5 protein-coding genes and 1 pseudogene are annotated in these 9049 nt (G+C 62.0%); 2 read left to right on the forward strand and 4 right to left on the reverse strand.

Features of this window, described 5'->3' with window-relative positions; translation table 11 throughout:
• Positions 1 to 172: 172 nt before the first annotated feature.
• The 4 genes from ACFFAR_RS16275 to thiL all read right to left on the reverse strand — a co-directional run bounded on the left by ACFFAR_RS16275 (position 173) and on the right by thiL (position 5647).
• Positions 173 to 3478, reverse strand: a complete 3306-nt coding sequence (locus tag ACFFAR_RS16275; protein WP_375508132.1) for an SNF2-related protein — start codon at positions 3476 to 3478, stop codon at positions 173 to 175.
• Positions 3479 to 3539: 61 nt separating this feature from the next.
• A complete protein-coding gene (locus ACFFAR_RS16280; protein ID WP_061998498.1) occupies positions 3540 to 4040 on the reverse strand; it encodes a CinA family protein in 501 nt (166 codons plus the stop codon).
• Between the two features lie 58 nt (positions 4041 to 4098).
• Entirely contained in the window at positions 4099 to 4635 is a 537-nt protein-coding gene (locus ACFFAR_RS16285; RefSeq protein ID WP_231941293.1) for a phosphatidylglycerophosphatase A, read from the reverse strand.
• The gene (gene thiL / locus ACFFAR_RS16290) at positions 4625 to 5647 is read right to left on the reverse strand and encodes a thiamine-phosphate kinase (protein ID WP_375508131.1); all 1023 of its coding nucleotides are present in this window, start codon (positions 5645 to 5647) and stop codon (positions 4625 to 4627) included. Before thiL ends, ACFFAR_RS16285 begins: the two co-directional genes overlap by 11 nt.
• A 245-nt stretch (positions 5648 to 5892) precedes the next feature.
• Between thiL and ACFFAR_RS16295 the strand changes: the two genes are divergently transcribed.
• Together ACFFAR_RS16295 and ACFFAR_RS16300 are read left to right on the forward strand one after the other, a co-directional pair.
• Complete coding sequence (locus ACFFAR_RS16295; RefSeq protein ID WP_061998499.1) at positions 5893 to 8199, forward strand: NADP-dependent malic enzyme; 2307 nt, start codon at positions 5893 to 5895, stop codon at positions 8197 to 8199.
• 490 nt (positions 8200 to 8689) lie between these two features.
• Positions 8690 to 9049: pseudogene (locus ACFFAR_RS16300) on the forward strand (hypothetical protein); the annotation flags it as partial.

The following is a 9049-nucleotide window of genomic DNA, read 5'->3' on the forward strand; positions in this document are numbered from 1 at the left end:
CGAGCGCTAGCGCAAAACCCGTGAAATGAAGTGCCGCCACGCACAGTGGCTAATAGTGCGAAAGAGATCAGCTAGAACGAAACGCGCGGTAGCCTAAAAAGCAGCAACCCGGCACCAACTCCGACCCCGCGCCCCCCGCCCAAGGCGCCAAAAAGCGTCCAAAAAATACACATCACCCCTGCGGCATCGGCGCCAGCAACGCCTCAATATCCTCCGCCGAGAACTTGGCCCCGGCCGCTGCGTCCTCACGCAGAATACTATCGGCGAGAGCGGCCTTACGGTCCTGCATCGCCACGATGCGCTCCTCAATACTCCCCGCCACGATCAACTTGTACACGAACACCGGCTTCAACTGCCCCAACCGATGCGCACGGTCCGTCGCCTGATTCTCCGCCGCGGGATTCCACCACGGATCGTAGTGAATCACGGTATCGGCGGCGGTCAGGTTCAACCCAACTCCACCCGCCTTCAAACTGATCAGGAACAGCGGCACTTCGCCATCCTGAAAACGCGTCACCGGCGTCACGCGATCACGTGTATCGCCCGTCAACGTCACGTACGGCAAACCGGCTTTATCGAGCGCGGCGGCGATGATCGCAAGCATCCCCGTGAACTGCGAAAACAGCAGCACGCGACGTCCTTCTTCAAGCAACTCGGGCAGCATATCGAGCAGCAAATCAAGCTTCGCCGATTCCTCCACGCGCTTCGCCCGCGTGAGCTTCACCAGCGACGGATCGCAGCAAACCTGACGCAGCTTCAACAACGCCTCCAGCACGACGATATGGCTGCGCGCCAAACCTTGATCGGCCACCGCCATTCGCACCTTTTCCTGCATCGCGATTCGCACGGTCTCGTATAAATCCCGCTGCGAACCCTCGAGCGATACAGTCCGAACAATAGTCGTCTTCTGCGGCAATTCCTTTGCGACTTCGTCTTTCCTTCGACGCAACATGAATGGCCGGATCCGCCGCACGAGCAAATCACGGCGCACCGGGTCCTCGTATTTTTCGATGGGCGTGCGCCAGCGTTTGGTGAAATCTTTCTGCGTGCCAAGGAATCCCGGCAGCAGGAAATCGAACTGCGCCCACAACTCGCCCAGGTGATTTTCAAGCGGCGTACCCGTCAGACAAAGCCGATGCCGCGAACTCAAATCACGAATCCCCTTGGCAGCCTTGGTCGCGACGTTCTTCACGGTCTGTGCTTCGTCGAGGATCAGCAAGTGGTACTCGTGCAGCGACAACATGGCCAGGTCGCGCCACAACAGCGGATACGTGGTCAACACGAGATCGTGCTCGCTGATCTGATCGAAGCGATCCTTGCGTTGGGGGCCATGCAGGTCGAGCACGCGAAGATCGGGCGCAAACTTCTTCGCTTCCTCTCGCCAGTTGTGAACGAGCGTAGTCGGCAGCACTACGAGCGCGGGACGGTCGAGCCGGCCCGATTCCTTTTCAACGAGAATGTGGGCGAGCGTCTGCACGGTCTTGCCGAGTCCCATGTCATCGGCAAGCACGCCGGACAGGTTGCGTTCGCGCAAATACTGCATCCAGTTGAGGCCTTCGCGCTGATAGACGCGAAGCTCTGCGTTCAAGCCGCGAGGGACCGGGACTTCACGCAATCCCGGTCCTTCCTGCAAACGCTGGGCGAGTTCACGGATGGAGACATCACCGTGGAACTGCCAGCGGCCGGTGTCGGTGAGCGCTTCCAGACGGCCGGCGTCTTTTTCGGAGACGCGCAGCGGTTGCGTACCGAGGGTGTCAAACAGATCGATCAGCACGCGCACCACCGGCTTGATTCGCGATGCACGCAGCCGCAGTCGTTCGCCGAGATCGGTGTTGAGTTCGATGCCTTCGTCATCCGGAATCGAATCGATCGCCCCCGCCAGCCAGCGCCGGTCGCGCTGGAACAGGTCGGCGAGCAGCGGCTCCAGCCGCACGCTCCGTTCCCCGACGGCAATGCCGAGTTCGAGGTCGAACCAGCCGTCGGTGCTGTGGTGCGCTGTGCCCTGGATATCGTCGATCTCGATGAAATCGAAGCGGAATTCCGGCGACATGGAAATGCGCCAGCCGTCCTCGCGCAACGACGGCACGGTGTCGCTCGTGAACAAGGCCCAGGCGGCCGATGCCGGCAAGCCGAGCACGCCTGCCGGAATGGCCTTCGGTCCGAAGCGCTGGTGCGCCGGAATCTTGCGAAATCCAAGCTCGTAGAGCTGGTTCGAATACCGCGTTTCCACGTCGTGACGGCGCTTCACCTGGACCATGTCGCCGGACTCCGTGCGCAAGATCGTAGTGGCGTGCGTGGGGTCGATGCTGAAGCCGCTGTAATCGAAACTCAGCAGGGCGAAATCCAGCACGCTCGCCCCCGTGCGTTCCTCACGCGGCCGCCATGTTCCGCTAATGGACTGCGTGTCGAGCACGAGCACGGGCACCGGTTCAATATCGACGATCTGTAGATTCAGCGTTTCGTGGCCCGGAGGCGGCGGCAGGTCGGACGCGACCTCGCGCAACATGGCGCCGACAAGCGGCGCTTCGGCGAGCGAGATGGGCGGCATCGCTAGATAATCGACGAGTTGCCGCGCCGGCTGAGGCATGTCGACGATGCCGGCTTCGCGCGTTTCGGCATCGGCGAACCACAACGGTTCGGTCGTGATGACGAAGGTCGATGCCGGCTCCGTTTGCAGCACGGGCCGCACGCGGTCGTCCGGGTCCGGCGTCCATTCAATGCGTCCCGGCCGCGCTTCGCCCTGCGTCAACGGCCGGCGCGGTTCGCCCACATCCCGCGACGAAGGCGTGGCCGTGAAAAGGCGTCCGGTTGCGAGCATGCGCTGCAGCAGATCCGCGCCTTCTTCGCCGTGCAGGGCGAAGCCGCCGAAGTCGTTGCGCGTGCGTCCGATGATCAGCGCACGAAGAATGGTCAGGTCGTCGTCGCTGACGAATTTCGGCTGTTTGACGAGCGCTGAGTCGAGATTGGTCCAGGGCCGGTCGAGCGTCTGGAGCGAGCCGTCCGGACTCAGGCGCACCTTGTGCAGCGCGACCTCGGGCATGCGCATGACGCGCGACGTGCCGAGCACGTAAGCGAGCGCCAGGGCGCCATTTGCTTCGGTGGTTTTCTTCGCAGCCGTACTGCGTGTCGATGCAAACCGTGAGCGAAATCCTTCAAGCCAGCCGGCGACTTCGGCGCGTACTGAGTCGGGTTCGTCGGGTTTGTCGCTGGCGGTCGCGAGCAACGCGGCGGCAGCGTGCTTGCAGCCGAATCCGACCGGGCACGAACAGCGGCCTTGGGCTGAGATCGCGCCACGGTCGTCACGGAACTTCACTTCGACGTGATACGGCTGGCGCTGGGTGCCTTTCACGTCGGCACGCAGAACGTCGTTGTCCCAGTGCAGGTGCCTGACTTCGTCGACGTACCCGCGCGCCTTGGCCACGGTAGATGCGCCGAGCCATTTGATGATCTGAGCCGTGTCGTAGGCAAACGCCGGCATCAGCACGCCCACCCATGATTCGCGGTTCCGGTTTTTGCCTGTCTAGCCAACATCCGCTTGTTCACCGTTCCCTTCGTTCTAATAGTTCGAGCAGACCGCGCAGCGCATGCGCCGCTGCCTGGGTGCGAATCTGTTCGCGGTCGCCCTTGAACAACTGCGTCTCGACAGAGGTATGCAGCCGGTTGCTCCATGCAAATGAAACCATGCCGACCGGCTTGGTTTCCGTACCGCCGCCCGGACCCGCTACGCCCGTAATGGACAGCGAAACCTGCGCCCGGCTGTTCCTGAGTGCACCTTCTGCCATGGCCTTGGCAACCGGCTCGCTCACCGCGCCGTGACGCTCGATCAGGTCGGCCGGCACGCCGATCATCTCGGTCTTGGCGGCATTCGAATACGTGACGAACCCCCGCTCGAACCACGCGCTGCTGCCGGAAATATCCGTCATCGCAGCCGCGACCATGCCGCCCGTGCACGATTCCGCCGTCGCGAGCATCAGGCGCTCATCACGCAGTTTGTTGCCGGCACGAATGGCGAGCTGGTGGACGACTTTATCGGTGGCCATGATGGGACTCGCTAGTGGGCTGATCGTGTGGGCAAGAGAGAATCGATAACGCGCGGCATCAAATCGTCATGCGCCACAGCGCGATCACGAGCAACGAGAAAAACGCGGCCGCGATGTCATCGAACATGATGCCGAAACCGCCCTTCAGATGACGATCGAAATAGCTGATGGGCGGCGGTTTAACCATATCGAAGAAGCGGAACACGATAAACGCCCACAACTGTCCGGTGAACGTGGCCGGCGTGACAAGCAGCAACACGAGCCAGAACGCGACGATCTCGTCCCACACGACCGGCGACGGATCCTCGATACCCATTTTCTTCGCCGTGAAGCCGCAGAACCAGCACCCGGCGACGAAGCCCACGGCGATCAGCACGGCCCATTCGGCAACGGTGAGGTACGGGTTGAACGCCACGAACGACGCCCACGCGAACAATGTGCCGACGGTGCCGGGCGCAACCGGGGACAAGCCGCTGCCGAAACCCAGCGACAGGATGTGAAGCGGATGCGACAGCATGAAGCGGGCGCTCGTCCGGCGCTTTGGCTTGGGACGCGGTTTGTCGTCGATAGTCTCGGTGATCGGGTCAGTCTGCATGAAAGTGGTCGTAGCCCGATGCCGTAAACGATACGGGACCGGCATGATTGCGCCAGTCGATGGCGGGCGTGTCAGTGAGAGCAGCAAGACCCTCGATTGTACCGATGCGCGTCACGAGCACGCCCACCTGCTTGGCCGAGCGTTGGATTTTTGCGCGCGCCTCGACTGGCGCGGTGAAGCAGAGTTCGTAGTCGTCGCCGCCGGCGAGGACGCACGGCAACTGGGCGGCCGCCGGCAATGCATCGATAACGGGGGAGCGCGGTACGAGATCCACGTCGACGGTCGCGCGCATGTTCGAGCGCTTCAATATGTGCAGGAGGTCGCCCGCGAGGCCGTCGGAGAGATCCAGCGCAGCGTGCGCCACGCCGCGCAACGCAATGCCGAGCGCCACGCGCGGCTCGGGCTGCTCGAGCGCCTTGATCGCGATGGCTGCGCTGGCAGCGTCTTTTATGGACCATTCTTGCCGCTTGATGCCGAGTCCGGCGCGGGCGTTGCCGAGCTGTCCGGATACCCAGATGTCGTCGCCGGGGCGCGCTGCGTCGCGGCGCAACGCGCGTGCGGCAGGAACGTCGCCGAAGACCGTGATGCTGATGGTCACGTGCGGTCCGCCGGTCGTATCGCCGCCGATCAGCTCGCAGCCGTGCGCGTTCGCCATCCGGAAGAGGCCGTCGCTGAACGCCTGGAGCCAGCTTTCCTCGGCTTTGGGCATGGACAACGCAAGCGTGAACGCACGCGGCGCGGCGCCCATTGCGGCCAGGTCCGAGAGGTTCACGGCAAGCGCCTTGTGGCCGAGCGCGAACGGAGAGACATCGGGGAAGAAATGGCGGCCGGAGACAAGCATGTCGGTGGAAATCGCCAGTTGCTGACCGCGCTTGGGCGCGAGCAACGCGCAATCATCGCCGATACCAAGCGTCGCGCCCGCGCCCCTACCCGAGTTTTGAGCCGCCGGTGCGCGGCGCGTGGTCGCGGGTTGGGAGAAATATCGTTCGATCAGGGAAAACTCTGAGAGCATCGGCAGTCCGGCAATGTCGAAAGAGAGTTGGAGACGATGCGCCCGCGTACGCGCGCGTTTCATCTCGATAAAAGGATTTAGCGGCGTGAACCGCTGGCAGGCATGTGCTTTCTGCCGCCTTTCGAAGCCTTGTCCGAATGGGCCTCGCGCCGGGAATTGCGGGTATCACCTTCTGGGACGGCCTTTGATTGGCGCTACAATGCGTTCGAACTTCTATTCTAATCTTGCCTAAAGCCCGCCGCCTCATGACCACGCCAGCAGATAACGCCAAAGCCAAACTTCGCGAAGCCGCGCTCGATTACCACGAGTTTCCCACCCCCGGCAAAATCGCGATCGCCCCGACCAAGCAAATGATCAACCAGCGCGATCTGGCGCTGGCCTATTCGCCGGGCGTCGCATTCGCGTGCGAAGAGATCGTTGCGAACCCGCTGAACGCCGCGCGCTTCACCGCGCGCAGCAATCTCGTCGGCGTGGTGACGAACGGCACGGCTGTGCTCGGGCTTGGCAACATCGGGCCGCTGGCGTCGAAGCCTGTGATGGAAGGCAAGGCTGTGCTGTTCAAGAAGTTTGCGGGCATCGACGTGTTCGACATCGAGTTGAACGAGATGGACCCCATGAAGCTCGTCGATGTGATCTGCGCGCTCGAACCCACGTTCGGCGGCATCAACCTCGAAGACATCAAGGCGCCGGATTGCTTCATCGTCGAGCGCGAGGCCCGCAAGCGCATGAAGATCCCGGTGTTCCACGACGACCAGCACGGTACGGCCATCGTGGTCGCGGCGGCGATTACCAACGGTCTGGTCGTGGTAGGCAAGAAGATCGATGAAGTGAAACTCGTGGCGTCGGGCGCAGGCGCCGCGTCGCTTGCGTGTCTCGACTTGCTGGTCGAACTCGGCATGAAGCTCGAGAACATCTTCGTGACGGATCTGGCCGGCGTGGTCTACAAGGGCCGAGTGGAACTGATGGACCCGGACAAGGATCGCTTTGCGCGCGAAACGTCCGCACGCACGCTTGCCGACGTCATCGAAGGCGCCGACGTTTTCCTCGGCCTCTCCGCTGGTGGCGTGCTGAAGCAGGACATGGTGAAGGGCATGGCGCCGAAGCCGCTGATTCTCGCGCTCGCCAACCCGACGCCGGAAATCCTGCCGGAACTCGCACTGGAAGTCCGACCGGACGCGGTGCTGGCAACCGGCCGCACGGATTATCCGAACCAGGTCAACAATGTGCTGTGCTTCCCGTTCATCTTCCGCGGTGCGCTGGATGCGGGCGCGAGCACGATCACGCGCGAGATGGAAATTGCCGCCGTGAACGCGATTGCGGAACTGGCGCGTCAGGAACAAAGCGATATCGTGGCGACCGCTTACGGCATCCAGGATCTGTCGTTCGGTCCCGAGTACCTGATTCCGAAGCCTTTCGATCCGCGCCTGATCGTGAAGATCGCGCCGGCCGTTGCGAAGGCGGCCATGGATTCAGGCGTGGCGACGCGTCCTATTGAAGACATGGATGCTTACGAGCAGCACCTGCAGCAGTTCGTGTATCACAGCGGCACGACCATGAAGCCCGTGTTCCAGCTTGCGCGCAGCGTCGAGCCGGACAAGAAGCGCATTGTGTTTGCCGAGGGCGAAGAAGAGCGTGTGTTGCGCGCGGTGCAGATCGCTGTGGACGAGAAGATCGCCAAGCCGATCCTGATCGGACGTCCGGCCGTGATCACGCAGCGCATCGCCAAGTACGGTTTGCGTCTGACGCCGGGCGTGGATTTCACTGTGGTGGATACGGATCACGACTCGCGTTATCGCGATTTCTGGCAGACGTATCACACCATGATGGCCAGGAAGGGCATCAGCGCGCAGATGGCGAAGCTCGAAATGCGCCGCCGCACCACGCTGATCGGCTCCATGCTGGTGAAGAAGGGCGAAGCGGACGGCATGATTTGCGGCACGATCAGCACGACGCACCGGCATCTGCATTTCGTCGATCAGGTGATCGGCAAGAAGGCGGGCTGCAGCGTGTACGCGGCCATGAATGCGCTGGTGCTGCCGGGCCGGCAGATCTTCATTGTCGACACGCACGTGAACGTCGACCCGACGCCCGAGCAGCTTTGCGAAATCACGATCATGGCGGCGGAAGAAGTGCGCCGCTTCGGGATCGTGCCGAAGATCGCGCTGCTGTCGCATTCGAACTTCGGCACAAGCAACGCACCATCCGCCATCAAGATGCGCGAGACGCTGGCATTGCTGAAAGAACGCGCGCCGGAGCTGGATGTGGACGGCGAAATGCACGGCGACGTGGCACTCGACTCGCGGTTGCGCGCCGAAGTGCTGCCGGAATCAACCCTGGAAGGCGATGCAAACCTGCTCGTGCTGCCGAATATCGATGCGGCCAACATCTCGTACAACCTGCTGAAGACGGCCGCCGGTAACAACATCGCCATCGGTCCGATTCTTCTGGGTGCGGCGCAGCCGGTTCACGTGCTTACGGCGTCTGCAACGGTGCGACGGATTGTCAACATGACTGCGTTGCTGGTTGCGGACACGACGGCTGTAGCGCGTTGAAGTAAATCAAGCTCGCGGAAGTTGCGGGATGCGTTGGTAGAAAGGGGTTGCGGAATCGTCGCAATCCCTTTTTTGTTGGGCGACCGAAAATAGACTGTGACTGCTTCAGGCCAAAAAAAAGCGTGCCGGATCGTCCGGCACGCCTCGAGGCATGCAAGGGGATTTGCTTGTCCTCCAAACAGCAGTGGTTCCGATCGTCAGACCGTGAGAGCTTTCCCCAGAGAGGCGACACTGGGTCCACTCCCCAAGCCACGCATGAGAGAATTATTATCCCATCCAAGATAAAAACATCTCAGATCAGTCCGATATTTGATGCCGCCCTAAATTTGATTGCGGCCGGAAAACGCCAGTGGGCCTGCAGCCCGGCCTGACGGCAGGGGACCGCAACTGATTAAAAAACGGGCATCGCCTGAACCAACGTTGATTCCGGCTGTCATTAGCGATACCCTTACGTCTTTCATGGTCGTCAATTTTTGGGGCTTTAAGCGGTATGGGTTTTGTGAAGCGCGCATGGGTTTGTGGTTTCCTGACGGCGCTTTTGGTGGTGCTGAGCGGCTGCGGCAAGAGCGCGCCGGACTCGCAGAGCCCGGGAGGCAACAGTCCCGCAGCAGCGTCGCAGGCCCAGTCGCCGCTCGCAGTGCAGGACAAGAACAGGCCGCAAAGCGATCCGCGCAGAGAGAACAGGCGCGATGCCGCATCAGCGGGTTTGGAGTCGTCACAGACGACTGTCGACGCTGCGCAATTGCCAAAGCAGGCGGTTGTGACGTTACGGCGGATCGAAGCTGGCGGACCTTTCCCGTATGAGAAAGACGGCATTGTGTTTGGCAACCGCGAGCGTATGCTTCCGCCG

The organism is uncultured Caballeronia sp., assembly GCF_964243625.1.
In the GTDB taxonomy this organism is placed as follows: domain Bacteria; phylum Pseudomonadota; class Gammaproteobacteria; order Burkholderiales; family Burkholderiaceae; genus Caballeronia.

What these genes read in the sequence shown, in the direction of transcription:
- ACFFAR_RS16295 (WP_061998499.1), top strand. Translation starts at nt 5,893, where the DNA reads ATGACCACGCCAGCAGATAACGCCAAAGCCAAACTTCGCGAAGCCGCG.
- thiL (WP_375508131.1), bottom strand. Translation starts at nt 5,647, where the DNA reads ATGCTCTCAGAGTTTTCCCTGATCGAACGATATTTCTCCCAACCCGCG.
- ACFFAR_RS16275 (WP_375508132.1), bottom strand. Translation starts at nt 3,478, where the DNA reads ATGCCGGCGTTTGCCTACGACACGGCTCAGATCATCAAATGGCTCGGC.
- ACFFAR_RS16280 (WP_061998498.1), bottom strand. Translation starts at nt 4,040, where the DNA reads ATGGCCACCGATAAAGTCGTCCACCAGCTCGCCATTCGTGCCGGCAAC.
- ACFFAR_RS16285 (WP_231941293.1), bottom strand. Translation starts at nt 4,635, where the DNA reads ATGCAGACTGACCCGATCACCGAGACTATCGACGACAAACCGCGTCCC.